The organism is Lentzea albida (assembly GCF_900111005.1).
In the GTDB taxonomy this organism is placed as follows: Bacteria; Actinomycetota; Actinomycetes; order Mycobacteriales; family Pseudonocardiaceae; genus Lentzea; species Lentzea albida.
Genome location: NZ_FOFV01000001.1, coordinates 507776 through 531950 on the forward strand (window position 1 = coordinate 507776; position 24175 = coordinate 531950).

At 70.2% G+C, this 24175-nt stretch carries 28 protein-coding genes; 17 read left to right on the forward strand and 11 right to left on the reverse strand.

Annotation, left to right across the window (positions count from 1 at the left end; genetic code table 11):
* Positions 1-122 precede the first annotated feature (122 nt).
* Together BMY74_RS02575 and BMY74_RS02580 are read left to right on the forward strand one after the other, a co-directional pair.
* Entirely contained in the window at positions 123-707 is a 585-nt protein-coding gene (locus BMY74_RS02575) for a DUF742 domain-containing protein (RefSeq protein ID WP_245785844.1), read from the forward strand.
* Entirely contained in the window at positions 688-1293 is a 606-nt protein-coding gene (locus tag BMY74_RS02580) for a GTP-binding protein (RefSeq protein ID WP_030470877.1), read from the forward strand. The genes BMY74_RS02575 and BMY74_RS02580 overlap by 20 nt, the downstream gene beginning before the upstream one ends.
* Before the next feature lie 140 nt (positions 1294-1433).
* Here BMY74_RS02580 and BMY74_RS02585 read toward each other — a convergent pair whose 3' ends face one another.
* The gene (locus BMY74_RS02585; RefSeq protein ID WP_089908750.1) at positions 1434-1709 is read right to left on the reverse strand and encodes a hypothetical protein; all 276 of its coding nucleotides are present in this window, start codon (positions 1707-1709) and stop codon (positions 1434-1436) included.
* A 120-nt stretch (positions 1710-1829) separates the two neighbouring features.
* Entirely contained in the window at positions 1830-4082 is a 2253-nt protein-coding gene (locus BMY74_RS02590; protein WP_089908753.1) for a helicase-associated domain-containing protein, read from the reverse strand.
* 101 nt (positions 4083-4183) lie between these two features.
* Between BMY74_RS02590 and BMY74_RS02595 the strand changes: the two genes are divergently transcribed.
* The 5 genes from BMY74_RS02595 to BMY74_RS02615 all read left to right on the forward strand — a co-directional run bounded on the left by BMY74_RS02595 (position 4184) and on the right by BMY74_RS02615 (position 7266).
* Positions 4184-4369 (forward strand): hypothetical protein, encoded by a 186-nt coding sequence (locus BMY74_RS02595; RefSeq protein ID WP_089910334.1) that lies wholly within the window; start codon positions 4184-4186, stop codon positions 4367-4369.
* Positions 4370-4476: 107 nt separating this feature from the next.
* Positions 4477-5859, forward strand: coding sequence for an NAD-dependent malic enzyme (locus tag BMY74_RS02600; protein ID WP_089908756.1), 1383 nt, complete (start codon positions 4477-4479; stop codon positions 5857-5859).
* Between the two features lie 35 nt (positions 5860-5894).
* The gene (moaC, locus tag BMY74_RS02605; RefSeq protein ID WP_089908759.1) at positions 5895-6368 is read left to right on the forward strand and encodes a cyclic pyranopterin monophosphate synthase MoaC; all 474 of its coding nucleotides are present in this window, start codon (positions 5895-5897) and stop codon (positions 6366-6368) included.
* A complete protein-coding gene (locus BMY74_RS02610) occupies positions 6365-6844 on the forward strand; it encodes a MogA/MoaB family molybdenum cofactor biosynthesis protein (protein ID WP_089908761.1) in 480 nt (159 codons plus the stop codon). Before moaC ends, BMY74_RS02610 begins: the two co-directional genes overlap by 4 nt.
* Entirely contained in the window at positions 6841-7266 is a 426-nt protein-coding gene (locus tag BMY74_RS02615; protein ID WP_089908764.1) for a molybdenum cofactor biosynthesis protein MoaE, read from the forward strand. The genes BMY74_RS02610 and BMY74_RS02615 overlap by 4 nt, the downstream gene beginning before the upstream one ends.
* Positions 7267-7809: 543 nt before the next feature.
* On the opposite strand, the gene BMY74_RS02620 is transcribed toward BMY74_RS02615, so the two are convergent.
* The gene (locus tag BMY74_RS02620; RefSeq protein ID WP_089910337.1) at positions 7810-8451 is read right to left on the reverse strand and encodes a transglycosylase family protein; all 642 of its coding nucleotides are present in this window, start codon (positions 8449-8451) and stop codon (positions 7810-7812) included.
* Positions 8452-8877: 426 nt separating this feature from the next.
* Here BMY74_RS02620 and BMY74_RS02625 point away from each other — a divergent pair, with 426 nt between their 5' ends.
* On the forward strand, positions 8878-11331 hold the full coding sequence (locus tag BMY74_RS02625) for an ATP-binding protein (protein WP_089908767.1): 2454 nt from the start codon (positions 8878-8880) through the stop codon (positions 11329-11331).
* 36 nt (positions 11332-11367) lie between these two features.
* Here the strand turns inward: BMY74_RS02625 and BMY74_RS02630 are convergent, their stop codons facing one another.
* Positions 11368-11634 carry a MoaD/ThiS family protein gene (locus BMY74_RS02630; protein WP_089908770.1) on the reverse strand — a complete coding sequence of 89 codons (267 nt, stop codon included), beginning with the start codon at positions 11632-11634 and terminating at the stop codon, positions 11368-11370.
* A complete protein-coding gene (gene moaA / locus BMY74_RS02635; RefSeq protein ID WP_089908773.1) occupies positions 11631-12689 on the reverse strand; it encodes a GTP 3',8-cyclase MoaA in 1059 nt (352 codons plus the stop codon). Before moaA ends, BMY74_RS02630 begins: the two co-directional genes overlap by 4 nt.
* Before the next feature lie 114 nt (positions 12690-12803).
* Here moaA and BMY74_RS02640 point away from each other — a divergent pair, with 114 nt between their 5' ends.
* From BMY74_RS02640 to BMY74_RS02660, 5 genes are all read left to right on the forward strand, one after another.
* A complete protein-coding gene (locus BMY74_RS02640; protein WP_089910341.1) occupies positions 12804-13250 on the forward strand; it encodes a MarR family winged helix-turn-helix transcriptional regulator in 447 nt (148 codons plus the stop codon).
* Between the two features lie 3 nt (positions 13251-13253).
* Entirely contained in the window at positions 13254-14054 is an 801-nt protein-coding gene (locus BMY74_RS02645; RefSeq protein ID WP_245785845.1) for an HAD-IIA family hydrolase, read from the forward strand.
* 82 nt (positions 14055-14136) lie between these two features.
* The gene (locus BMY74_RS02650) at positions 14137-14922 is read left to right on the forward strand and encodes a metallophosphoesterase (RefSeq protein WP_089908776.1); all 786 of its coding nucleotides are present in this window, start codon (positions 14137-14139) and stop codon (positions 14920-14922) included.
* Between the two features lie 14 nt (positions 14923-14936).
* Entirely contained in the window at positions 14937-16532 is a 1596-nt protein-coding gene (locus tag BMY74_RS02655; protein ID WP_089908779.1) for an AMP-binding protein, read from the forward strand.
* A 98-nt stretch (positions 16533-16630) separates the two neighbouring features.
* Positions 16631-17017: a VOC family protein gene (locus BMY74_RS02660; protein ID WP_089908782.1), complete on the forward strand. Its 387-nt coding sequence runs from the start codon at positions 16631-16633 to the stop codon at positions 17015-17017.
* Here the strand turns inward: BMY74_RS02660 and BMY74_RS02665 are convergent.
* Complete coding sequence (locus tag BMY74_RS02665; RefSeq protein ID WP_089908784.1) at positions 17014-17388, reverse strand: YccF domain-containing protein; 375 nt, start codon at positions 17386-17388, stop codon at positions 17014-17016. The genes BMY74_RS02660 and BMY74_RS02665 overlap by 4 nt on opposite strands.
* A 129-nt stretch (positions 17389-17517) precedes the next feature.
* Here BMY74_RS02665 and BMY74_RS02670 point away from each other — a divergent pair, with 129 nt between their 5' ends.
* On the forward strand, positions 17518-18471 hold the full coding sequence (locus BMY74_RS02670) for a Gfo/Idh/MocA family protein (RefSeq protein WP_089908787.1): 954 nt from the start codon (positions 17518-17520) through the stop codon (positions 18469-18471).
* Here BMY74_RS02670 and BMY74_RS02675 read toward each other — a convergent pair.
* Together BMY74_RS02675 and BMY74_RS02680 are read right to left on the reverse strand one after the other, a co-directional pair.
* Positions 18453-19655, reverse strand: coding sequence for an Nramp family divalent metal transporter (locus BMY74_RS02675; RefSeq protein ID WP_245785846.1), 1203 nt, complete (start codon positions 19653-19655; stop codon positions 18453-18455). The two genes, BMY74_RS02670 and BMY74_RS02675, sit on opposite strands and share 19 nt — an antisense overlap.
* A gap of 55 nt (positions 19656-19710) precedes the next feature.
* Complete coding sequence (locus tag BMY74_RS02680) at positions 19711-20253, reverse strand: TetR/AcrR family transcriptional regulator (RefSeq protein WP_177229534.1); 543 nt, start codon at positions 20251-20253, stop codon at positions 19711-19713.
* Positions 20254-20305: 52 nt separating this feature from the next.
* Here BMY74_RS02680 and BMY74_RS02685 point away from each other — a divergent pair, with 52 nt between their 5' ends.
* The gene (locus BMY74_RS02685) at positions 20306-20923 is read left to right on the forward strand and encodes an HAD family hydrolase (RefSeq protein ID WP_089908796.1); all 618 of its coding nucleotides are present in this window, start codon (positions 20306-20308) and stop codon (positions 20921-20923) included.
* Here the strand turns inward: BMY74_RS02685 and BMY74_RS02690 are convergent.
* Positions 20895-21098, reverse strand: a complete 204-nt coding sequence (locus tag BMY74_RS02690) for a hypothetical protein (RefSeq protein ID WP_089908802.1) — start codon at positions 21096-21098, stop codon at positions 20895-20897. The two genes, BMY74_RS02685 and BMY74_RS02690, sit on opposite strands and share 29 nt — an antisense overlap.
* A 124-nt stretch (positions 21099-21222) precedes the next feature.
* Here BMY74_RS02690 and BMY74_RS02695 point away from each other — a divergent pair, with 124 nt between their 5' ends.
* Both BMY74_RS02695 and BMY74_RS02700 read left to right on the forward strand, forming a co-directional pair.
* Positions 21223-21612 carry a cold-shock protein gene (locus BMY74_RS02695; RefSeq protein WP_089910349.1) on the forward strand — a complete coding sequence of 130 codons (390 nt, stop codon included), beginning with the start codon at positions 21223-21225 and terminating at the stop codon, positions 21610-21612.
* A 13-nt stretch (positions 21613-21625) separates the two neighbouring features.
* Positions 21626-22210, forward strand: coding sequence for an HD domain-containing protein (locus BMY74_RS02700; protein WP_089908805.1), 585 nt, complete (start codon positions 21626-21628; stop codon positions 22208-22210).
* On the opposite strand, the gene BMY74_RS02705 is transcribed toward BMY74_RS02700, so the two are convergent.
* Complete coding sequence (locus tag BMY74_RS02705; protein WP_177229535.1) at positions 22207-22662, reverse strand: DUF2771 family protein; 456 nt, start codon at positions 22660-22662, stop codon at positions 22207-22209. The two genes, BMY74_RS02700 and BMY74_RS02705, sit on opposite strands and share 4 nt — an antisense overlap.
* A gap of 10 nt (positions 22663-22672) precedes the next feature.
* Positions 22673-24172 (reverse strand): MFS transporter, encoded by a 1500-nt coding sequence (locus BMY74_RS02710; protein WP_089908811.1) that lies wholly within the window; start codon positions 24170-24172, stop codon positions 22673-22675.
* Between the last annotated feature and the right edge of the window lie 3 nt (positions 24173-24175).

Consider the following 24175-nt stretch of genomic DNA (forward strand, 5'->3'; position numbering starts at 1 on the left):
CTTCTGGCGGGTTTCAGTTCGACGAGCCTGACGCGATACCCCAAGAATCAGAGGAAGCTGAGGACGCACCCCTCGATGAGCGGGTTACAGGGCAAGGGCTAGGCGATATGTCTCAGCGTGAGGTGGACGACTCGTCGTCGTACCCGTACGACGACGTGCCGAACCGGTTCGACATAGACGGGTACGGCACCGGGTTGTTCGGTGGACCCGGTGCGGACCTGTTCGGCCAGCACGAGATGCCGGACGCCGTGCCGGAACAACTGCCGTACACGACGGGCTCCCACCCCGTGTACAGCACCGGCGGGCAACCGGCGTACAGCACCGGTGCGCAGCCTCAAGTGCGCCCGGAGGAGAATGCTTCCGCGGACTCGGGTTCACTGGTGCGGCCGTACACGCGCACCGGTGGACGCACACGACCCGACTACGACCTTGCTATCGAGGCGCTGATCTCCACCAGCGAGAAGGGCCTCGAACGGGATGCGGCAGTGCTTCCCGAGCACAGGTCGATCTGCGGGCTGTGTGTCGACACGCGGTCGGTGGCCGAGGTCGCGGCACTCCTACGCTTGCCACTTGGCGTCGTGCGGGTGTTGATCGGCGACATGGCAAGCATGGGTTTGGTTTTGATTCACCAGGGCGGTCTGGTCGTGGGGGACCGGCCTTCCATGGAATTCCTGGAGAGGGTGCTCAGTGGGCTTCGCAGGCTCTAGTCCCCAGGGCGCCGAGGGCGCACGGAAGCCGACGACCTCCGCCAAGATCGTGGTGGCGGGTGGCTTCGGTGTGGGCAAGACGACGTTCGTCGGCTCGGTGTCCGAGATCGTCCCGTTGACCACCGAGGCGGTGATGACCGAGGCCAGCGCGGGGGTGGACGACCTCTCCGCCACGCCCAACAAGGTCACGACGACCGTCGCGATGGACTTCGGCCGCGTGTCGCTCGACAGCGACCTGATCCTGTACCTCTTCGGTACACCGGGTCAGCACCGGTTCTGGTTCATGTGGGACGACCTGGTCCGTGGTGCCATCGGCGCCATCGTGCTGGTCGACACCCGCCGCCTGGCCGACGCGTTCGCCTCGATCGACTTCTTCGACGACCGGCAGCTGCCGTACGTCGTCGGCGTCAACTGCTTCGACGGCCTCCTGCACCACAGGCTGGAGGACGTGCGCGAAGCGCTGACGATCGACGAGTCGGTGCCGATCGTGACGTGCGACGCGCGCAACAGGCAGTCGACGAAGCAGACGCTCATCACGCTGGTGGAGCACGCGATGCGCCAGTGGATGTCCGTCCGCGCGGGCTGAACTCCTTCCGCCGGAGTCACCACCGCACACGACCGCGACGAGGCGAGCGCCACCTTCGGGAACGGCGCTCGCCTCGTCGTTGCGGTCTGATTCAGCTCGGGTCTGCGGTCAAGCGGTAGTCCCTTCGCCGTGGGCTGCGGCTACCCGATGACGAGGCCGAGCCCGATGCCGATGCCGAGCAGGCCGCCGTGGTGGTGGTGCCAGCCGTGGTCCCAGTCGTCCCAGTCGTCGTCGTCCCACTCGTCCCAGTCGTGCCAGTGGTGTCCGGTGCTGATGCCGACGCCGAGCCCGATGCCGATGTCGTCGACCTTCTGCTGATCCGTGTCGGCCGACGCCGTGCCGGACGAGAACAGCAGGGCGAAAGCCAGGGCTGTGAAGGTTGCGGCGGTGCTGAGCGCCGCCCTGGGGCTGACCATCGTGGAAGTCCTCCTCGGTCGATGCGGACGTCTCTCGGGAACGTCCACGTCAACCGACGCTAGGTCGCGCCACGACCACGTAAGGGTGATCAGCGGTCCCTTTCGGGGGATGACGGCGTGTCAGTCCTCGTCCACCAATGCGGCGGACGTGACGCGGTGAAGAGGGAACCTGAGCACCTCTCCGTAGCTGTGGTCGTAGCCCTCGAGCACGCCACCCCCGACGACGTGCGGTTCGATCACGCGCTGTGCCGCCGTGCCGTGGGAGTCGACGAACCCGACGAGCACCCTGCGGCGCGCCCGTGCGGCCTGCTGGAGCAACGACAGGGTGGCCGACGGACCGGCGCCCAGGTTGCCGGGGACGGCCACGCGTTCACCCCGTGGTGTCGCTGCGGCGCGATCACCGGCCCGGACCAGCCGGACGAGTTCACCCAGCCGCTCGACGGTGGGCACGGTGGGTGACGCCGGTTTGCGGGCGCTCCGCTGCCTCGGCGTGGTCCGGCGACCACCCGGCCGCAGGTCCAGCACCTGGCCGTCCGGGCCCTCGGCCGCCGGGGCGAACCCGGCCGAGCGCAGCCCGTCCAGCACGTCGGCCAGCGGCAACGGGCTGACGACCACGGTCGGGGCGATCCGGCGCAGCTCGAGCCGCATGGCCTCCGGGTGCGCGAGGACCTCGCTGATCAGCACCGGGTCGTCGCAGCGCAGGAACGACCCGGCCGCCCCGCCGCGCAACCTGCCGTGGCGGCGCGCGGCGTCGTCGATCAGGTACGTCAGCGACTGCGGGACGGGCGTGCGCGAGCGGACCTTGAAGAGCTCCTGCAGTTCGTCGGCCGTGCGCCCGGCGTCGAGCGCACGCCGCACGGTGGTCTCGCTGATCCGGTAGACCGTGGCGCTGCCGGCCGACTCGACGTCCGCGACCAGCGCCATCTCGTCCGCGAGCTCCGGTTCGAGGCGGCCGGGGGCGACGACGGTCAGGTCGGCCTGCACCAGCACGTGGTCGAGCGGTTCCGGCAGGGCGTCGCCCAGCGTCTTCGCCGCGTGACCGGGCCCTTCGTCGAGCAGCACGCGGCCGGCGCTGGTGATCGCGCCGAGGGCCAGCACGCCCACCGCGGTGCCCTCCTCGACGGTCCAGCGCACCAGCTCGTCGCGCTGGCGCCCGCCCCGGCGCGGGGCCCGCCAGCCGAGCAACGCGGCCAGGTCGGCGGGGTTCGCGATCGCGGTGCCCTTGGGGAACGCCGTCAGCGTCTCGAGCACCCACCGGCGGTCGCGCGGCGCCTGGGCGCGGCGGATCTCGTCGGCGAGGGGGTTGAAGAGCTTGTCCTTCTCGTCGCGGCGGCCGACCAGCGCGGGCAGCCGCGGCAGCTCCAGCCAGGCGTGCGCGAGCGTGGACCAGCGGACCTCGGTGGTGGCGGCGAGCCAGACGTCCGCCTTGGTCGTCGGCACCCACTCCGGCTCTGTCGCCTCGTTGTTCGCGACCAGGTCGGCGCCCACGACGAGCTCGATCAGCAGGGCCGCGCGCTGCTCGTCGACGCCCAGGTCCTTGGCCGCCTTGCGCAGGTCGCGGACGCCCAGGCCGCCCGTCCGCAGCACCGGCGGCGGTTCGGCGGACCAGCTCGTGATCAGGTTCTCGACGTGCCGGACCAGTTCCAGCGCCTCGCCTCCGCCGGTGGCGTCGACGCCGTCCTGCTGGAGTGCGGTGGTCTTCGGCTTCGGCTCGGTGACCTGGATCGGGCCGAGGGGGCGTTCACCGCGCAGCTCGAGGCCGATCTCGCGCGGCAGTTCGACGGTGCCGGGATCGCGCCGCAGCAGCAGACCGCGGGCGAGCAGGCGTTGGACCGGCGTCTCGGCCTTGTCGAGGGGCACGACCCTGGACGCGTCCTTGGTGTCGCCGATCGGTGGCCCCGCGGCGAGCTTCTGCAGGACCCGCTGCTCACCCTCGCTGATGCCGCCGAGGTCGTAGGTCTGCCCGGTCCTGCGGCCGAGCCCGCCGGGGTAGGCGCCGAACGCCTCCCTGGTCACCGGCGGCACGGACAGCGCGTCGTCGTCACCCCAGGCCAGTGCGAACGACCTCAGCCTCGCGACCGCCTGTTTGAGGGGCTTCGGCTTCACGTCCGGTCCGAGCAGCCGGCCGAGTGTGGGCAACGCCACGGGCTCGACGTCCGCGCCCTCGATCACCAGCGCCTCGAGCACCGCCAGCGTGAACGTGTCGAGGTCCTCGCAGGCGCGCGCGATCGACGCCCTGGTGCCGACCCGTGTCGCGAGCACGGACATATCGGCAGGTGGGGGCGTTGCCAGATCGGGACGCGCGCGCAGCAGCGCGACGAGAGCGGCGTCGTCCCGGGAGCGCAGCCAGTCGGCGAGAGTGGTGCCGGACATTCTCACCACGGTATATGGGCCGCCGGGATCTCATCGTCGCCCAGGTGAAAACGGGTCTGTCACACTTGTGCCCGTCAGCAGGCACCACCGAGGAGGAGATCGTGGCGAAAGGACGCCCTGGACGGGTCGACCCGCACTGGCCGGAGGGTCCCGACGGCGGTCACCCCGTGACCGAACTGACCAGTGACGTGCAGGGAGCGCTCTCGCCGTTCGGCACGGTGACGTTCCCGCTGCCGGTGGACACCCTCCCGTACACGCACCCCGTGACGGAGATCAACAAGTCCTGACGCGACTGTCAGGGCGGTCTTAAGACTGCCGAGTCGCGTGAGTACCGCAATGGGCCCGGGGATAGGCTCACTTCCCGCTTGAGCTGCACTTCGTGGGAGGAAAGACGATGCCGGTCCCCGGCCCTGGTTACTCGATCACCGTTCGTCTGGAGGCGCCGCCGTCAGCGAGCGCCGCGGGTGACCTCACCTCGGCCGTCGGCCGCGCCGGTGGCGTGATCACGGCGTTCGACGTCGTGGAGTCGCACAACGACCGCGTCGTCATCGACCTCACGTGCAACGCGTTGTCCGCGAACCACGCCAAGGACATCACCGACACGCTGGAGACGTTGCCCGGCATCGTCGTCCGCAAGGTGTCGGACCGCACGTTCCTCGTGCACCTCGGCGGCAAGATCGAGATCTCGTCGAAGGTGCCGCTGCGCAACCGCGACGACCTCTCCCGCGCGTACACGCCGGGTGTCGCCCGCGTGTGCGAGGCCATCGCCAAGAACCCGGACGACGCGCGCCGCCTGACCATCAAGCGCAACACCGTCGCCGTCGTGACGGACGGCTCCGCGGTCCTGGGCCTGGGCAACCTCGGCCCCGCCGCCGCCCTGCCCGTGATGGAGGGCAAGGCCGCGCTGTTCAAGAAGTTCGCCGGCGTCGACGCCTGGCCGGTCTGCCTGGACACCCAGGACACCGAGGAGATCATCCGCGCGGTCGAGCTCATCGCTCCCGTGTACGGCGGCATCAACCTCGAGGACATCTCCGCGCCGCGCTGCTTCGAGATCGAGGCCCGCCTGCGCGAGAAGCTCGACATCCCCGTCTTCCACGACGACCAGCACGGCACGGCGATCGTCGTTGTCGCGGCCCTGCGCAACGCCCTGCGCGTCGTGAACAAGGACATCAAGGACTGCCGCATCACCGTGTGCGGTGTCGGCGCCGCGGGTTCCGCGATCATCCGCCTGCTGCAGGCGCAGGAGCCGGGCGACATCATCGCCGTGGACGTCGACGGCATCGTGCACCGCGACCGCCCGGGCCTCGACTCGAACCTGAAGTCGATCGCGGCCTCGACCAACAAGGACAACCAGTCCGGCCGCCTGCACGACGCCCTGGTCGGCTCCGACGTCTTCATCGGCGTCTCGGCCCCGAACCTGTTCGGCGCGGACCAGGTCGCGACCATGGCGAAGGACGCCATCGTGTTCGCGCTGGCCAACCCGGACCCGGAGATCGACCCGATGGAGGCGCAGCAGCACGCCGCCGTCGTCGCCACGGGCCGTTCGGACTTCCCGAACCAGATCAACAACGTGCTGGCGTTCCCCGGCGTCTTCCGCGGCCTGCTGGACGCCCACGCCAAGACCATCACCGACGCGATGCTCCTGGCCGCCGCGCAGGCCATCGCCGACGTGGTGGACGGCGACAGGCTGAACGCGTCGTTCATCGTGCCGTCGGTCTTCGACAACACGGTCGCCCCCGCGGTGGCCGAAGCGGTGCGCAAGGCCGCCAGTTCCTGACGGTTGACGGGTGAACTCAGGCATACGATCGCCGTATGACCAAGCAGTTCACCCACCTGGACTCCCACGGTGCTGCCCGGATGGTCGACGTCTCCGGCAAGGAGCAGACCACCCGGATCGCCGTGGCCACCGGGATCCTGCACACGACCGCCGAGGTGGTCGAGTTGCTGGGCGCCGACGGCCTGCCCAAGGGCGACGCCCTGGCCACGGCCAGGATCGCGGGCATCATGGCCGCGAAGCGCACCTGGGAACTAGTCCCGCTGTGCCACCCGATCGCGCTGTCGTCGGTGAAGGTGGACCTGGCCCTGGCGGACTCCGCCGTGCTGATCACCGCCACCGTCCGCACCACCGACCGCACGGGCGTGGAGATGGAGGCACTGACCGCGGTCTCCGTGGCCGGCCTGACCCTGCACGACATGGTGAAGTCGGTCGACCCGGCCGCCTCCCTGGACGCGGTGCGGGTGGAGCGCAAGGAAGGCGGCAAGTCCGGCCTGTGGGAACGCCCGTGACCGCGTACAAGGCAGTCGTCATCACCGCGTCGAACCGCGCCGCCGCCGGCGTCTACGAGGACCGCAGCGGACCGGTCATCGTCTCGTGGCTGTCGGAGCGCGGCTTCTCGGTGTCGTCACCGGTGGTGGTGCCGGACGGCGAGCCGGTCCGCGCGGCGCTGGTCTCCGCCGTGGAGTCCGGCGCCGACCTGGTGCTGACCACCGGCGGCACCGGCATCAACCCGACCGACGGCACCCCCGAGGCCACGCGCGCCGTCGTCGACTACGAGGTGCCCGGCCTCGCCGACGTCATCCGGATGTCGGGGTGGCCGCGGGTGCCCGGTTCCGTGCTGTCGCGCGGCGTGGCCGGCGTGGCGGGCCGGACGTTGATCGTGAACCTGCCCGGCTCGACCGGCGGCGTGAAGGACGGCCTGGACGTGCTGGCCTCCGTTGTGGACCATGCGCTCGACCAACTGCGTGGAGGTGACCACCGATGAGCGTCGTGCTGCGGGCCGTCGTGACTTCGGAACCGTTGTCGGTGCAGGAGCACGCCTCGCTGGTCGAGTCCGACCGGGCCGGGGCCGTGGTCACCTTCTCGGGAGTGGTGCGCGATCACGACGGCGGGCGTTCGGTGGTGGAGCTCGAGTACCACTCGCACCCGTCCGCTTCGGACGTGGTGGCCGAGGTGGTCGAGTCGTTGGCGTCGAAGTACCCCGGGGTGCACGGGATCGCCGTGTCGCACCGGGTGGGGCCGTTGAGGATCGGGGACGTGGCGCTGGCCTGCGCGGTGGCGGCCGAGCACCGGGGGGAGGCGTTTTCCCTTTGTTCTGACCTCGTTGACGAGGTCAAGGCTCGGTTGCCGGTGTGGAAGCGGCAGGTGTTCGTCGGGGGCGACGACGAGTGGGTCAACTGCCCCTGAGGGTTCTGGTGGCCGTCGGGCCGGGATGAGGGCCTGCTCGCCTGCGCCAGTGCGTCTGTGGTGCTCGCCTCGCGCGCCTCGCCTGGTGTGCGCGTGCTTGCGTGCCCGGCTCGCTGGTCCGCCCGGCCTGCCCGCCTGCCTGATCGGCTCGTCGGCTCGCCCGCCTGCCAGCTCGCCCGCCTGCCCGGCGTGCCGGACCCGCGCGTCCGCCTGCCAGCTCGGCTGCCTGTTGTGCCGGACCCGCGCGTCCGCCTGCCAGCCCGGCCTGCCGCCTGCCTGGCTCGCGCGTCTGCCTGCCCGGCTTGCCGGCTCGCTCGCCTGCACGGCATGCCCGGCACGAGCGTCCGCCGCCCGGCCTCGGCAGACCCGCCCGCCAATCCCGGCCCGCTCACCCAAGCCCCACCCACCTCGGCGGCCACCGCACCCGCAAACGCAGGCAGGGACCTCACCGTCGGGGGGTAACGGTGAGGTCCCTGGTCCTGTGTCAGCCCGACTCGACAGGGCTGGCGATCATGCGGCCTGTCCGGCCCGAGCCCGCGGGGCTCAGATCAGGATCTTGTGGCCCGGGAAGATCAGGTCGGGGTTCGTGAGGAAGTTCTTGTTCTTCTCCACGATGGCCTGGTAGCCGCCTTCGACCTTGTTGGCGTCGGCGATCTTCGACAGGGTGTCGCCCGGCTTGATCTCGTAGTTGCCGTCCGGGTTCGACTTCGACGCCGGGGCGGCGGGTGCCTGCTGCACCGGCGCGGCGGCCTGGCGCTGCTGCGGCTGGGCCTTGCGCTGCTGCTGCTGGGGAGCGGCCTGGGTCTTCGGGGCGGTGCCCGAGGTGGCGCCCAGCTTGCGGCTGCAGGCGGGCCAGGCGTTGTTCAGGCCCTGGCCGGCGGCGACGCGCTCGGCGACAGCGATCTGCTGTTCGCGGGAGGCGTTGGCCGGGTTGCCCTGGCCGCCGTAGGCGTTCCAGGTCTGCTGGGTGAACTGCAGGCCGCCGTAGTACCCGTTGCCGGTGTTGGCGCCCCAGTTGCCACTTGCCTCGCACTGCGCGAGGGCGTCCCAGTTCACGGGGGCCGCGTTGGCGGTGCCAACGGCGAGGCCCAGAGGGGCGCCGGCGATGATGCCGGCGACCGCGACCTTGGCGATAGTGCGAGCGGCGGAACTCTGCTTGCCCTGCTTGCCACGGTTGAAAGCCATGTGCCTCTCGGTCCACCACACCTGCTGCCAGGAACTCGGGTTCGGGGCCCGGTGCGCTCCTGCGTCCCAGTCCGGCGGTTTCTCTCGCTCGGGGTTGTTCCGGAGTACCCGTCGGACTGGGTTCGGTGCTGGGTGCTCCGGTCTAGCTCGCGGCTGGTTCGGGCCAGCCGAGGAGCGACCGTACGTAACCGCCGAGGCCGAATCCAAATGTTTCGAGCTGTGATGCGCATCACAGTAACAGTGTGGAAAGTTGTGCTGGGGCTACAAAAGTGCAGCTCAGAGCCTTCGTTATCGGTCCGTTTCCATTCTGAGATCGGCCGAGATCTATCACGGAAAGTGAGTCGTGGCTCACGTGTGTTGGGCCATCGGGGACGCCCTGGTCACGGTCGAGCGACGCCTCGCCGGTAACTGGTTGATGATGTTCGGATGAGCAGGGAGTCACGGCAGGCCGCTCTGCACCGCGCGTTGCTCGCGAAGGCCGGCGAGCCCGTGTTGTTCGGTGATCTCGTCCGCGAGGTCTGGGGCGACGACCCCCCGGTGAGACCCCTGCCCGCGTTGCGCAACCTCGTGCGGCGGCTGCGGCAGTCGGTCGGCGACGAGATCGTCACGGACGCCTCCGGCTACCGACTCGTCGTGCGCAGGCCGGGCCCGGCGCAGCTGCCCGCCGACCTGCCGGACTTCGTCGGACGGGAGCGGGAGCTCGCCGCGCTCGCCGGGTCGGACGCCCGCGTGCTCGCGATCACCGGCCCTCCCGGCGTCGGCAAGACCGCGCTCGCCGTGCGCTTGGCCCACCGGATCCGCGACCGGTTCCCCGACGGGCAGCTGCACGTCAACCTGCGGGGGTTCGCGGCGGGACCGCCGGTCACACCCGAGCAGGCCCTCGGCCGGTTCCTGCGCGCGCTCGGCGTGGCTCCGGAGAACGTCCCGCTCGCACTCGACGACCAGGTCGCGCTCTACCGCGAGACCTTGCGCGGCCGCCGCGTGCTGGTGCTCCTCGACAACGTCACCGAACTGGGCCCGCTCGTGCCGGACGTCGAGGGCTGCACGGCCATCGTGACCAGCCGCAACGCGCTGCGGGCGGGGGAGGTCGGGCTCGACGTCCTCAGCGGTGGCGAGGCCGGGGAGCTGCTCGACCGGCTGGGCGTCGAGGGCTCGTCGCACGAGCGCGCCGAACTGATCAGGCTCTGTGCTCACCTGCCGCTCGCGTTGCGCATCGCGGGCGCGCACCTCGCCGACCGCCACCTGCCCGACTACCTCGCCGACCTGCGGGGTGGCGGCAGGCTCGACGCGCTGGAGATCGAGGGCGACGCGGCGGTGCGGGCGACGTTCGAGCTCTCCCACCGGGCACTGCCCGAGCGCGCCCGGCAGCTGTTCGGGTTGCTCGGCCAGGTCCCCGGACCGGACTTCGGCGTCGAAGCCGCCTCTGCGCTGCTCGGCGAGGACGCGAGCGGACCGCTCGGCCAGCTCGTCGCCGCGAACCTCGTGCACCGCGCCGGCACCCGCCACAGCCTCCACGACCTGCTCCGCGAGTACGCCCTGGGCCTCGGCACGCCCGTGACGTCCCGGCTCGACGAGTACTACCTCCTCAACGCCGACGCGGCCGCCCGCGCGCTCAACCCGGAGCTGCACCGCCTGCCGGTGCCCGCGCTGCCGCAGGACCTTCCCGCGCACGACCTGAGCGACATGGCGAGCTCCCTCGCGTGGTTCGAGGCGGAACGGGCCAACGTCGTCGCGGCCGTGCTCACGGCGGGCGCCAGGCCGATCGCCTGGCAGCTGACCGACGCCATGCGCTCGTGCTTCCTCCACCACACCGGCAACGTCGTCGACTGGTTCACGACCGCCCGCGCGGGACTGGCGGCCGCCCGCGCGCTCGGCGACGTCGGCGCCGAGGCGGCCATGAGCGCCTCGCTCGGCCTCGCGCACTGGCGGTCCAGCCAGTTCGCCGAGGCTCTGCCCGAGTACCGGCGTGCCGTGGAGCTCACCCGGCAGCGGGACGACCCCGGGGCGCTCAAGTCGTTCCTCGGCAACCTCGGCATCATCCACTGGGAGCTGGGCGACCTGGCCGAGGCAGCGGAGGCGATGCGCGCGTCGCTCGCCATCGAGTCGAGCCCGAACGCGCTGTACAACCTCAGCTGCGTGCTGCTGGACCTCGGACCGCTCGACCTGGCCGTGTCCTACGGCGAGGAGGCGCTGCGGGTCTCGACGGAGCTGGGCCTGACCGCGGGTACCGCTTTCTGCCTGCGCGGTCTCGCCGTCACGCACCTGTTCACCGGACGGTACGACCTCGTGGCCGAATATCAGGACCGGGCGGCCGAGGTGGCGACCGCGGAGCTCGGTCCCGTGTTCTTCGCCAGGGGCACGGAGACCCAGGCGTTCCTCCGCTTCGAACAGGGCCACCTCGACGAGGCGGAGGCCCTGGCGCGCAGGTCGATCGAGATGGGCGCCGAGTGCGCGGATGACATCGTCGAGGTCGACGGCCGCATCACGCTCGGCATGGTGCTGGAGCGGCAGGGCCGGGCGCGGGAGGCGGCGGACCAGCACGAGCAGGCGCTGGCGATCAGCAGGAAGTCGGCCTTCGCGCGGGGCGAGGTCCAGTCGCTCACGTGTCTGGCGGCCGACCACCGGGCGCTGGGAGACCTGGCGGTGTCGCTGAAGTGCGCCACCGAGGCCGACGAACGCGCCGAACGGGGCCAGCTGCGCGTTCGCCAGGTGCAGGCGGTGGGGGAACTGGCGTTGACGCGGGAGGCGCTGGGAGACCACGAGGAGGCCGAACGCCACCGGCTGCGGGCGGTGGAGCTGGCGCTCGCGACCGGCCGCAGGGGAGTGGGGACGACGGTGGACCGGCTGGGGCTGCCCCAGCCGCCCGCGAACGGCGGCTGAGGAGAGTGAGCGACGTCCACTTGGCGCGGAACCCGCTCAGCCGCCCGCGAACGGCGGCAGCACGTCCAGCTGGGAGCCGGCGGGCACCCGCGTCGAGGTGTCCCGCACCGCGACCCCGTCCAGCAGGAAGCTCGACGCGGCGAGCACCTTGCCGAGCTTGTCGCCGTGCCGCTCGCCGATGGCCGAGACCACGAGCGCCACGGTCGGTTCGGGCGCGTCGAGCAGCAGGTCCTCGTCGGCCACCCCGGCCGCGGCCCGCGCTCCCGCGAAGTAGCGGACGTTCACGGCGGTGGTCACTGTCATCCTCCGATGGCGCTCATGGGGCGGTCGGGCTGCGAGAAGCCCTCGTCGTTGATGCCGTGACCGGCGGCCTTGACCCACATGTTCGCGCGCCAGGCGTCGGCGATCGCGGAGTCGGGGGAGCCGTCGCGCAGCAGCGCGCGCAGGTCGGTCTCGCCGTTGCTGAACAGGCAGTTGCGGATCTGGCCGTCCGAGGTGAGCCTCGTGCGGTCGCAGGCCGCGCAGAACGGCCTGGTCACCGACGCGATCACGCCAACGACCGCGGGGCCGCCGTCGACCAGCCAGCGCTCGGCCGGGGCGCCGCCGCGGGGGACCTCCGACGGGGTCAGCGTGAAGGCGGACGAGAGCATCGTGAGGATCTCATCGGCCGTGACCATGTTCGTGCGCGTCCAGCCGTGCTGCGCGTCCAGCGGCATCTGTTCGATGAACCTCAGCTGGTAGCCGTTCTCCACGCAGAACCGCAGCAGCGGGACGGCTTCCTCCTCGTTCACGCCGCGCATCAGCACGGAGTTGACCTTCACCGGCTCCAGGCCGGCCTCGCGGGCGGCGTCGAGGCCGTCGAGCACGTCGGTGATGCGGTCGCGCCTGGTCAGCGTCGCGAACTTCTCCGGGTCGAGGGTGTCGAGCGAGATGTTGATCCGGTTCAGGCCGGCGTCCTTCAGCGACCGCGCGCGCCGGGCGAGCCCGATGCCGTTGGACGTCATGGACATGCGCGGACGCGGTTCGAGCTCGGCCGTCGCGGCGATGACCTGCTCGAGGCCGCGGCGCAGCAACGGCTCGCCGCCGGTGAACCTGATGTCGGTGATGCCCAGGTCGACCACGGCGATGCGCATGAGCCTGATCAACTCGGCGTCGGTGAGGAGCTCGTCCTTCTTCAGCCAGTCGAGGCCCTCGGCGGGCATGCAGTAGGTGCAGCGCAGGTTGCAGCGGTCGGTCAGCGAGACCCGCAGGTCCTTCGCGACCCGGCCGAACCTGTCGACGAGCTGGGGCGTGTCCGGACGTGCGGAGGTGTCCGGGGTGCCGCGCAGGACGGGGATGCCCAACTCCACTGCTGTCACCCTGTTCAGCTTAATGAACAAGTCGTTGTAGATGCCTCCAACAACGAGCTTTCTCACGTTCCGCCCGTTTGGAGCACCTCACGGGGAATTCTCTTACTGGCTAAGATGTTCCACATGGAACCAGAAGTGCTGGAGAGGTTCACCTGGTACATGCGGGAGCAGAGCGCCCTCACCGTCATGTTCCACGCGCGGGTCGCCGAGCAGATGGGCCTGTCCGCGACCGACGAGAAGTGCCTCGATCTCGCCATGCGGGCGGACGGACCGCTGACCGCGGGCCGGATCGCCGAACTCTCCGGCCTCTCCACCGGTGCCGTCACGGGCGTGATCGACCGCCTCGAACGTGCCGGATATGTCCGCCGTGTCCGTGACCCGCATGACCGCCGCAAGGTCCTCGTCGAGGTCACGGTGGGGGACGTCGACAAGTTCGGCGCGCCGTTCGAGAAGGCCCGCGACAGCCTGGTCGAGGTGCTCGGGCACTTCGACGACGCCGAGCTCGAAGTGATCGAGCGTTATCTACAGCTCCAGATCGGTACGTTTCGCAAGCGCGTGATCGATACTTAGGCCATGTGGCACTACTTGATGGACATGGACGGCGTCCTCGTGCACGAGGAGCACCTGATCCCGGGAGCGGACGAGTTCGTCGCGGAACTGCGTGCGTCCGAGACGCCGTTCCTCGTGCTCACGAACAACTCCATCTACACGCCACGGGACCTGCGGGCACGCCTGCAGCGCACCGGCCTGGACATCCCGGAGAAGTCCATCTGGACCTCCGCGCTGGCCACGGCCAAGTTCCTCGACTCGCAGCGCCCGAACGGCTCGGCGTTCGTGATCGGCGAGGCCGGCCTCACCACCGCGCTGCACGAGATCGGCTACGTGCTGACCGACCGCGACCCGGACTACGTGGTGCTCGGCGAGACCCGCACCTACAGCTTCACCGCGATCACCAAGGCCATCCGGCTGGTCGAGGAGGGCGCGAAGTTCATCGCGACCAACCCGGACGCCACCGGCCCGTCGCGCGAGGGCTCGCTGCCCGCGACCGGTGCCGTCGCGGCCCTGATCGAGCGCGCCACCGGACGTGAGCCGTACTACGTCGGCAAGCCCAACCCGCTGATGATGCGCTCGGCCCTGCGCACCCTCGGCTCGCACTCCGAGCAGGCGCTGATGATCGGTGACCGGATGGACACCGACGTGCGGTCGGGCCTCGAGGCGGGCCTGTCGACCATCCTCGTGCTGTCCGGGGTCTTCAGCGCCGAGTCCGCCGAGATGTTCCCGTACCGGCCGACGCGCGTGCTGAAGTCGATCGCGGAGCTCGTCGGTCACTCGCAGGACCCGTTCGGTGACTGGAACGCCGCCGTTCAGGCCTGACGCGAGCGCTGATCCGGGCAGACCACTGACGCGCGACGGTTCATCACCTATCGTCGCGGAGGTGGACACGGATCGACGCCCGATGTACGTCGTGGGAGACGTGCACGGGCACCTCGCAGAACTGATCAGGGCGCTGCACGTCGCCGGGTTGTGCGACGAGGAAGGGCGCTGGATCGGCGGCGAGGCCGAGCTGTGGTTCCTCGGCGACTTCGTGGACCGCGGGCCCGACGGCGTGGGCGTGATCGACCTGGTCATGCGCCTCGGTGACGAGGCGGCGGAGGCGGGTGGCTCGGTCAACTCGCTGATCGGCAACCACGAGATCCTGCTGCTCGGCATGTACCGGTTCGGCGACGAGCAGGTGCCGGACAGCCTCGGGCCGCGGTCGTTCGCGCGCAGCTGGCTGCTCAACGGCGGGCTGCGCAGCGACCAGGACCGGCTGACCGACGCGCACGTCGAGTGGCTGACGACGCGACCGGTGCTGAAGCTGCGCGACGACCACCTGCTGATGCACTCCGACACCGTGGCCTACCTCGAATGGGGGGCCTCGATCGAAGAGGTCAACGAGGCCGTCCGGCACGTGCTCAAGAGCGACGACCTCGTCGACTGGTGGGAGTGCTGGCGCAAGATGACGACCCGGTACGCGTTCCGGGGTCCGCAGGGGCCCGAGATCGCGGACGAGCTGCTCGCGACCCTCGGAGGCACCCGGATCGTGCACGGGCACAGCGTCATCGCCGACCAGCTCGGGGTGCCGCCGGACGAGATCGACGGGCCCCTCGTGTACGCCGACGACAAGGTCCTGGCGATCGACGCGGGCCTCTACAGCGGCGGTCCGTGCCTGGTCGTGCCCTTGCCATACGCCGAAGCCTGACTACCGTCTGGGGGATGACCTCCAGCTACTCCTCGGGCACGTCCGCCGCCCCGCTGCTGGGCGACACCATCCACGCGAACCTCGCGGCCACGGTCGCGCGGTTCGGCGACCGCGAGGCACTTGTCGACAAGGCGACAGGTCGACGGTGGACGTACGCGGAGCTCTCCAGCGAGGTCGACAGGGCCGCCGCCGGGCTGCACGCGCTCGGGGTGCGCAAGGGCGACCGGGTCGGGATCTGGGCGCCGAACTGCGCCGAGTGGGTGTTCGTGCAGTACGCGACGGCCCGGATCGGCGCGATCCTGGTCAACGTCAACCCGGCCTACCGCGTGCACGAGCTGGAGTACGTGCTGAACCAGGCGGGCATCCACACGCTGGTGTCCGCGCGGTCGTTCAAGACCTCGGACTACGCGGCCATGATCGAGGAGGTCCGTCCGCGCTGCCCGGAGTTGGAGCACGTCGTCTTCACCGACGATCCGCAGTGGACTCCCGGTGAGCTCCCGGACGTCGAGCTGGACCGCGACGACCCGATCAACATCCAGTACACGTCCGGCACCACGGGCTTCCCCAAGGGCGCGACGCTCTCGCACCACAACATCCTCAACAACGGCTACTTCGTCGGCGAGCTGATCAACTACACCGAGCACGACCGCATCTGCGTGGTGCCGCCGTTCTACCACTGCTTCGGCATGGTCATGGGCAACCTCGCGGCGACCAGCCACGGCGCGTGCGTCGTGATCCCGGCGCCGGCGTTCGACCCGGCGAAAACCCTTGCGGCCGTTCAGGAAGAGAAGTGCACGTCGCTCTACGGCGTGCCGACGATGTTCATCGCGATGCTCGACCTGGTCGACGGCTACGACCTGAGCAGCCTGCGCACCGGCATCATGGCGGGCTCGCCGTGCCCGGTCGAGGTCATGAAGCAGGTCGTCGAGCGCATGGGCATGAGCGAGGTCTCGATCTGCTACGGCATGACGGAAACCTCGCCCGTGTCAACACAAACGCGCGTCGACGACTCCCTCGACCGTCGTGTCGGGACGGTCGGCCGCGTCGGCCCGCACCTCGAGGTCAAGATCGTCGACCCGGAGACCGGCCTCACGGTGCCGCGCGGCGAGCCGGGGGAGCTGTGCACGCGCGGCTACTCCGTCATGCTCGGGTACTGGAACGAGCCGGAGAAGACCGCCGAGGCCGTCGACGGCGCGGGCTGGATGCACACCGGCGACCTCGCGGTGATGGACGACGACGAGTACGTCAACATCACCGGCCGCATCAAGGACATGGTGATCCGCGGCGGCGAGAACATCTACCCGCGCGAGATCGAGGAGTTCCTCTACACGCATCCGGACGTGCTCGACGCGCAGGTGATCGGCGTGCCCGACGCCCGCTACGGCGAGGAGCTCATGGCGTGGGTGCGGCTGCGCGACGGGGTGTGCGGGTTGACCGCCGAGGCCGTCCGCGAGTTCTGCACGGGCAAGCTCGCCCACTACAAGATCCCGCGGTACGTGCACGTGGTCGAGGAGTTCCCGATGACGGTCACCGGCAAGATCCGCAAGGTGGAGATGCGGGCGAAGTCGGTGGAGCTGCTGAATCTCGACGACAGCGCGCGACAGGCCTGACAGTGGTCGCGGGACTACGGGGCGATGAGGCGTAAAGACCCTGGTGAACGGGCCTGCGGCGAGCGCAGCATCGGTGGGTCGGAGCACTAGGAGGCATCATGCTCACCGCCACCAGGACCACCACGATGCTGCCCGTCGAAGACCCGGAGCGCGCCGAGCGCTTCTACGCGGACATGCTCGGTCTCAAGCCCGTCGCCACGAACCCGGACGGCACGCGGATCTTCGCCCTCGGCCAGGGCGACGCGCTGGGCCTGATGCCCGCGGAGAAGGGCTCGCAGACCGCGCACACCGTGCTCAGCTTCGAGGTGCCGGACCTCGAAGCCGAGATCCGCGAGCTCGAAGGCAGGGGCGTGCGGTTCGAGGACTACGACCTGCCCGACTTCAAGACCACCGGCCACATCGCCGTGATGGGCAACGAGCGCGCGGCGTGGTTCCTCGACACCGAGGGCAACATCCTCTGCCTGCACGAGCTGCTCGAAACCTAGGGCAGCTCGACGATCTCCTTGCCCAGCGGCACCAGCGAGACCTTCACCAGCTTGAAGTTCGCGATGCCCAGCGGGATGCCGATGATCGTCACGCACAGCGCGATGCCGGTGACGACGTGACCGATCGCGAGCCACAGACCGGCCACGATGATCCAGATCACGTTGCCCAGCAACGAGCCGGTGCCTGCGCCGGGCTTGTCGACGACCTCGCGGCCGAACGGCCACAGCGCGTAGTTCGCGATGCGGAACGACGCGATGCCCCACGGGATCGTGATGATCAGGATGCAGCAGATCAGGCCGGCGACCGCGTAGCCGACGGCCATCCAGAAACCGGCGAGCACCAGCCAGATCACGTTCAGGATGAGGCGCATGCCTCCAATCTAGTGCCGTGGCCGCCTGCCTTGCCTCGTATTGCGACGGTCAGACGGGTGCCGCAAGGTGCCCTGCTGAGCGCCGGAAGACGCGGTGGAGGTAGGCGGTCACGGCACTAGGCTCACCGCATGAAGTGGGGTGTGATCGCAACAGGCGGAATCGCGCAGGCCGTGACCGCCGACATGCTGAAGGTCGAGGGCGTCACGGTTCTCGCGGTGTCCTCCCGCGACGTCACGAAGGCGCGGGCGTTCGCCGACCGCTTCGGCGTCGAGCGCGCGTACGGCGACTACCGCGAGCTGCTCGCGGATCTCGACGTGGAGGTCGTCTACGTCGCGACGCCGCACGGCCAGCACCACGAGGTCACGCTCGCCGCGCTCGACGCCGGCAAGCACGTGCTGTGCGAGAAGGCCTTCGCCCTCTCGGTGGCGGACGCGGAGGAGATGGTCGAGCGGGCGCGGTCGAAGGACCTCTTCCTCATGGAGGCCATGTGGACGCGGTTCAACCCGCTGGTCCGCAAGGCCCACGACGCCGTGCGGAACGGGGAGATCGGCGAGGTCCGGCTGATCCGCGCCGACTTCGGCTTCCGGCACGCCTTCAGCGACGGCGACCGCCTGTGGGCCAAGGAAGCAGGCGGTGGCGCGACCCTCGACCTCGGCGTCTACCCGGTCGCGCTCGCGCACCAGTTCCTCGGCGTGCCGGCGCACGTCCACGCGCACGGCGCCCTCGCGCCGACCGGAGTGGACGCCGACGCGGGCATCCTGCTGGCCTACGACAACGGCGCGCACGCGCTGCTCAGCTGCTCGCTCGTCGCCAACACCGGTGCGCGCGCGGAGATCATCGGCACCGAGGGCCGCATCGAGCTCGTCGACCCGATGTTCAACCCGACCGCCGTCGTGATCAACGGTGTCGAGCACGCGATCGAGGACGAGGGCTACGCGCACCAGATCCGCGCGGTCGAGGAGAGCATCGCCGCCGGCCTCACCCAGAACCCGTCGATCACCTGGGACAACACCCTGGAGGTCATGCGCACGCTGGAGGAGGCGCTGCGCCAGGTCGGTGTCAGCTACGCGACCGTCAGGTAGATCAGCGCCACGTTCAGCACCACGACCGCGAAGGCCACGGCCCACGCGGCGTGCGTGACGACGCGCCGGTTCGTGTGCGAACCCATCACGGACCGGCGCGCGGTCAGCCAGACCAGCGGCACCAGTGCGAACGGGATGCCGAACGACAGCACGACCTGCGACAGCACCAGCGCGAACGTCGGGTCGACCCCGAACGCCAGGATCGCGAGCGCGGGCACCAGCGTGACCGAACGCCGTGCCAGCAAGGGAATCCGCACGCGCAGCAGGCCGTCCATCACCACCGCGCCGGCGTAACACCCCACGGCCGTGGACGCGAAACCCGACGCCAGCAAGCCGAGCGCGAACAGCAGCGCGATCCCGCCACCCAGCGTGGAGCCGACGGCCGCGTGCGCACCTTCCAGCGTGTCAACGCCTTCGCGGCCCTGCAAGGCGGACGCCGCGAGCAGCAGCATGGCCATGTTCACCGCGCCCGCGAGCACCATTGCCACCACGACGTCGACCTTGGTCGCGCCCAGCACCGACGGGTTCCTGCCGTGCCGGTCGCGGGCGAGGGCGGAGTGCAGGTAGACCGCGTGCGGCATCACGGTCGCGCCGAGCATGCCCGCGGCGAGCAGCACGCTGTTCGCGCCGTCGAAGCGCGGCACCAGCCCGGAGACCGCACCCGCAACCGACGGCGGCGCAACGAAAAGCCCCGCCACGAACCCGACCGCGATCACGACCAGCATCGTGGTGATCACGCGCTCGAACGGCTTCTGTCCGCGCCTGTCCTGCACCAGCAACAGGAGCGTCGACACCACACCGGTGATCACGCCACCGAGCAGCAGCGGCAGGTCGAACAGCAGGTGCAGCGCGATCGCCCCGCCGAGCACCTCGGCCAGGTCGGTCGCCATCGCCACGACCTCGGCCTGCCCCCAGTAGGCGAGCCGCACGGGCCGTGGCAGGTGGTCGCGCACCGCCTCCGGCAACGACTTCCCGGTCACCAGGCCGAGCTTGGCCGACAGGTACTGCACGAGCCCGGCCATGACGTTCGCGACGACGAGCACCCACACCAGCAGGTACCCGTACGTCGCGCCCGCCGCGGTGTTGGTGGCCACGTTCCCCGGATCGACGTACGCGATCGCGGCGACGAACGCCGGACCGAGCAACGCCGCACCCGCGCGCAGACGCGCCGAGACAGCGACCACCAGGACACCTCCCCTTGTCGCCAGATTATGGCAACAAGGGGCTGCGGGACCTAACTCATGCGTTCATCGTCACTCGGGCGACCCGCACGACGGCGTCCATTGCGCCGTCCAGGTCGCCGCTCGGCATCAGCAGGTGGCTCAGGGCGAGCCGCACCGTCGTCTCGGCGGTGAACCGCACGTGCCTGCCGGGGAAGTGCCGGCTGAGGTGCTGCTCCACGACCTCGGTGGCGTGGAACAGGATCGGGTGGCCGCGGATGGTGATGAACGGCAGCAGGTCCTCGGCGTTCTGCCCGGTCAGCACGGCCGAGACCAGCCGGTCCTTCTCGGTCTGCTCGAAGGTGAAGCGGAACGCCGACCGCATCGCCTCCCACGGGTCGGGGTCCTCCCGGAGCCGGGTGGCGATCCCGGTCAGGTACTCCTCCGTCTTGTGGACCGCGACGGCCTGGACGAGTCCCTCCTTGTTGCCGAACTCGTTGTAGACGGTCTGTCTGCTCACCCCGGCGCGACTGGCGACCTCGATCATGCGCAGCCCGTGGAAGCCCCGGGCCGCCAGCAGGTCGGCGGCCGCGTCCAGTAAGAGCTCGGTGATGTCGCTCACTCGTCCACCTTTACACAGTTACATTTTTTGTAAAGACGTAGAGTCGGGTTCTGTGCCGTTCACCGTGGGTTTCGACCTGGACATGACCCTCATCGACCCGCGACCGGGCATGGCCGCCGTGCTGAACGAGGTGGGCGCCCGCACCGGGCACGACCTCGACGGCGAGCACTTCGCGTCGAACCTCGGCCCGCCCCTCGACATGGTCTACCGCGAGATGGGCGTGCCCGAGGAGGAGATCCCCGAGATGGTCTCGCTCTTCCGCGCGCTGTACCCGGACGTCGTAATACCCGCGACGGTCGCCCTGCCCGGTGCCGCGGCGGCGTTGCAGTGCGTGCGGGAACTGGGCGGCCGCACCATGGTCGTCACGGGCAAGTACCGCAAGAACGCCGCGCTGCACCTCGAAGCCATGGGCTGGGAGGTCGACCACCTCTACGGCGAGCTGTGGTCGACGGGCAAGGCCGAGTCGCTCAAGCTGCACGGCGCGAGCGTCTACGTGGGTGACCACATCGGCGACATGCGCGGTGCCGCGGCGGCCGGAGCGCTGGGCGTCGGGGTCGTCACCGGGCCGTGCTCCCGCGCCGAACTGACCGAGGCGGGCGCGGCCGTCGTGCTGGAGGACCTGCGCGAGTTCCCGGAGTGGCTCAGGACTTCTTCTGGCGTGACTTCCTGACCACGGCGATGATCCCGAGACCCAGGCCCACGGCCGGCAGGTAGGTCGCGAGGACGTTCAGCCACACCGGCAGGTCGCTGTGGCCGGCGGCGAAGAGCACGAAGACCGCGATGATCGCCAGTACGCCCACGGCGAACAGGCCGATGGCCAGCGGCATCAACTTCGGAGCGGTCATACGTGCAGGGTAGTCGCGCTAACGGAGGTGCCTTCGCCCTGGTCTTCTGGCTACTCTGGTGGAACGCGTCCTGGGTGCGCCCCGGGCGCGTTCGTTGTGCATGAGTAAGGGAATGGTGAGCGCGGTGCCGACCGGCAAGGTCAAGTGGTACGACACGGAGAAGGGCTTCGGATTCGTCACCCAGGACGGTGGCGAGGACGTCTACGTCCGCAAGGCCGCCCTGCCTCCGGGTGTCACCGGTCTGAAAGCCGGCCAGCGCATCGAGTTCGGCATGGCCGAGGGCCGTCGCGGTCCGCAGGCGCTGTCCGTGCGCCTGATCGACCCCGCGCCGTCCGTCGCCGAGGCGCGCCGCCGTCCCGCCGAGGAGCTGCACGGCCTGATCGAGGACATGATCAAGCTGCTGGAGAACAAGGTGCAGCCCGACCTGCGCCGCGGCCGCTACCCGTCCGACAAGAAGAACATGAAGCTCATCGCCGAGGTCGTCCGGGCGGTGGCGCGGGACCTCGATCCGTAAAAGGATCGGCGTCATGTCTGACGCGGATCGGATCGTCGAGTTCGTCTACGAGGTCGGCCAGCTCAAACGCCTGCCCAGAGCGGGGTGGCTCTTCGCCGGGGTGCAGCACCCCGAGTCGGTGGCCGCCCACTCGTTCCGGGTGGGCGTCCTGGCGTTCGCGCTCGCCGTGCAGGAGGGCGCGAATCCCGACAGGGCGGCCACCCTGGGCCTCTTCCACGACGTGCCGGAGACGCGGATCGGCGACATCCCGTACGTCGGCAAGCTCTATCTCGACGTGAAGGTGCCCCCGGAGGCCGTGGCGCGCGACCAGGTCCAGCACCTGCCCGCGCCATTGGCCGCGCACATCGAGGCCCTGGTCGCCGAGCACGAGGCGGCCAGGGACATCGACCACACGCCCGAGGCGCGCTGTTCGCGTGACGCGGACAAGCTCGAGCTGTTGTTGCAGGCCAGGGAGTACCAGGCCGCGGGCATCTCCAAGATGGAGCGGTTCATCCAGACCATGCAGGGCTCGGTGGTCACCGACACCGGCAAGGCGCTGATGGACTCGGCCCTGCGGATCGCGCCCACCGAGTGGTGGGAGGCGTTCGGCCGGCGTTAGTTCGTCACCTCGACCGCCCAGTAGCCGCGCAGCAGCGGCTGACCGGTGTCGAGCACGGCCGCGGCGGCCTCGTGGACCTCGATGCCCTGGAGCTGGTCGCCCTTGTCGGGCAGGGCGAGGGTGTAGGTGAAGTTCTCGCCCTTGCCCAGCAGGCCGGTGCCCGTGGTCGTCTGCTCGCCGTTCGCCTTCTTGTAGAGGAACACGGCCTCCCAGAGGCCGTCGGCGAGCTGGCCGTCCACCGAGATCTGCACGACCTTGCCCGCGGGGACCTTCAGCTGCGCGGGCTTGGTCCGCTCCGCGCAGTTGTTGCCCTCGATGTCGCAGTAGACCGCAGGCTCGACCCTGATCGTCTTGCCGTTCGCGTGGAACGTGACCTCGGGGTAGTGGCGGGGCAGCGCGCACCCCGTCAGCACGAGAACGCTGGCAGCAATGACTGAAGCAAGTCGACGCACGTCAGGCAGCCTACGGGGTCACCGGGGCGGGCCTGCGGACCAGCCTGTGCAACGAGGTTCCGTTGCGGTACATCCACGTCTGCGTCAGACCCAGCGCCAGCAGCACGGACAGCACGGTGAACCCGATCCAGAACGTCGCTGGCAGCAGCACGCCCAGGGCGCCACCGAAGACCCACGCGAGCTGCAGGATCGTCTCGGAGCGGCCGAACGCCGACGCGCGCGACTCCTCCGGCAGGTCGTCCTGGATCACCGCGTCGAGGCTGATCTTCGCGAGCGACGACGCCGTGGCGCCCAGCAGGCCGACGATCGCGGCGGTGACGAGACCGGGCAGCGCGGCGGCGACGATCGTGGCGGCCAGCGCCGTGGCGACGCAGGCGATGACCACCTCGTCGGGCTTGCCGAAGTGCTGGCGCGCGCCGATCGCGTTGCCGAGGAAGCTGCCGACGCCCGCCGCGCCGGCGATCACGCCGAGCAGCAGCAGTTGCCGGACCGCGTCGCCCTCCGTCTGCTCGCGCACCACGAAGGCCGCGAACAGCGTCAGGAACCCCGTCAGCATGCGGATGGACCCGTTGCCCCACAACGAGACCGCGACGTGCCGCGAGATGCGTTGCCTGCGCGGCCTGGACGTCAGCGACGCGGGCACCTCGCCCTCGGTCACCTCGACCCACGACGGGATCTTCATGCACAGCCACGCGTTCACGCCGCACAGCACGGCGGTGAACCACAGCGCGCCCGGCGAGCCGAACAGGTTCGCGAAGCCCGCGGCCAGCGCGCCGAACACGCCGCCCGCCGCGAGCCCGAAGACCGTCATCCGGGCGTTGGTCTTCGACAGCGTGATCTCCGGCGGCAGCACGCGCGGGGTGATCGCGGACTTGAGCACGGTGAACGACTTGGAGAGCACCATGCTGCCGAGCGCCGCCGGGTACAGCAGCCAGTTGTCGAAGTTCAGCGCCATCACGACCGACAGGCCGATTCGCAGCACGCACGACGCCGCCAGCGCGAGACGGCGACCGCGCTGGATCTTGTCGAGCAACGGCCCGATGACCGGCGCGATCAAGGCGAACGGCGCGACCGTGATCAACAGGTAGAGCGCGACCTTGGTCTTGGACTCGGCGCTCGCGGCGGAGAAGAACAGGGTGTTCGCCAGCGCGACGGCCATCGCGGCGTCGGCGGCGTAGTTCATCATCACCGCGTAGGTGACCGACGTCATGCCGGACTTCCCCGCGCCGTCGGCACGGGCCGCACGCCGGAACGCCGCGACCGCCTGCTGCGAGAGCTGCTTGCTGCGGAACCACGCGACGCGCGTGACCGTGAGCTTGCGCGGCGGTTTGGGCGTCGGGGTCGTCTGCTGGTCCTGGTTGGGCAGCGGACGGGTGTTCTGCGGGCGTGGCGGCGGCTGGAAACCGTGTCCGGACGGCGTCTCGCGGCGCTCCCGCGGCCGGTACTCGTCGTCCTGCCACGGGTAGCGCTTCGGAGCCGGCTCGTCACTCCACCCGCGGTCGCCCGTCACACG

Coding starts and splice junctions, on each gene's coding strand:
- BMY74_RS02585 (WP_089908750.1), bottom strand. CDS start 1,709: ATGGTCAGCCCCAGGGCGGCGCTCAGCACCGCCGCAACCTTCACAGCC.
- BMY74_RS02590 (WP_089908753.1), bottom strand. CDS start 4,082: ATGTCCGGCACCACTCTCGCCGACTGGCTGCGCTCCCGGGACGACGCC.
- BMY74_RS02600 (WP_089908756.1), top strand. CDS start 4,477: ATGCCGGTCCCCGGCCCTGGTTACTCGATCACCGTTCGTCTGGAGGCG.
- moaC (WP_089908759.1), top strand. CDS start 5,895: ATGACCAAGCAGTTCACCCACCTGGACTCCCACGGTGCTGCCCGGATG.
- BMY74_RS02615 (WP_089908764.1), top strand. CDS start 6,841: ATGAGCGTCGTGCTGCGGGCCGTCGTGACTTCGGAACCGTTGTCGGTG.
- BMY74_RS02620 (WP_089910337.1), bottom strand. CDS start 8,451: ATGGCTTTCAACCGTGGCAAGCAGGGCAAGCAGAGTTCCGCCGCTCGC.
- BMY74_RS02625 (WP_089908767.1), top strand. CDS start 8,878: ATGAGCAGGGAGTCACGGCAGGCCGCTCTGCACCGCGCGTTGCTCGCG.
- BMY74_RS02630 (WP_089908770.1), bottom strand. CDS start 11,634: ATGACAGTGACCACCGCCGTGAACGTCCGCTACTTCGCGGGAGCGCGG.
- BMY74_RS02640 (WP_089910341.1), top strand. CDS start 12,804: ATGGAACCAGAAGTGCTGGAGAGGTTCACCTGGTACATGCGGGAGCAG.
- BMY74_RS02645 (WP_245785845.1), top strand. CDS start 13,254: ATGTGGCACTACTTGATGGACATGGACGGCGTCCTCGTGCACGAGGAG.
- BMY74_RS02650 (WP_089908776.1), top strand. CDS start 14,137: ATGTACGTCGTGGGAGACGTGCACGGGCACCTCGCAGAACTGATCAGG.
- BMY74_RS02655 (WP_089908779.1), top strand. CDS start 14,937: ATGACCTCCAGCTACTCCTCGGGCACGTCCGCCGCCCCGCTGCTGGGC.
- BMY74_RS02660 (WP_089908782.1), top strand. CDS start 16,631: ATGCTCACCGCCACCAGGACCACCACGATGCTGCCCGTCGAAGACCCG.
- BMY74_RS02665 (WP_089908784.1), bottom strand. CDS start 17,388: ATGCGCCTCATCCTGAACGTGATCTGGCTGGTGCTCGCCGGTTTCTGG.
- BMY74_RS02670 (WP_089908787.1), top strand. CDS start 17,518: ATGAAGTGGGGTGTGATCGCAACAGGCGGAATCGCGCAGGCCGTGACC.
- BMY74_RS02690 (WP_089908802.1), bottom strand. CDS start 21,098: ATGACCGCTCCGAAGTTGATGCCGCTGGCCATCGGCCTGTTCGCCGTG.
- BMY74_RS02700 (WP_089908805.1), top strand. CDS start 21,626: ATGTCTGACGCGGATCGGATCGTCGAGTTCGTCTACGAGGTCGGCCAG.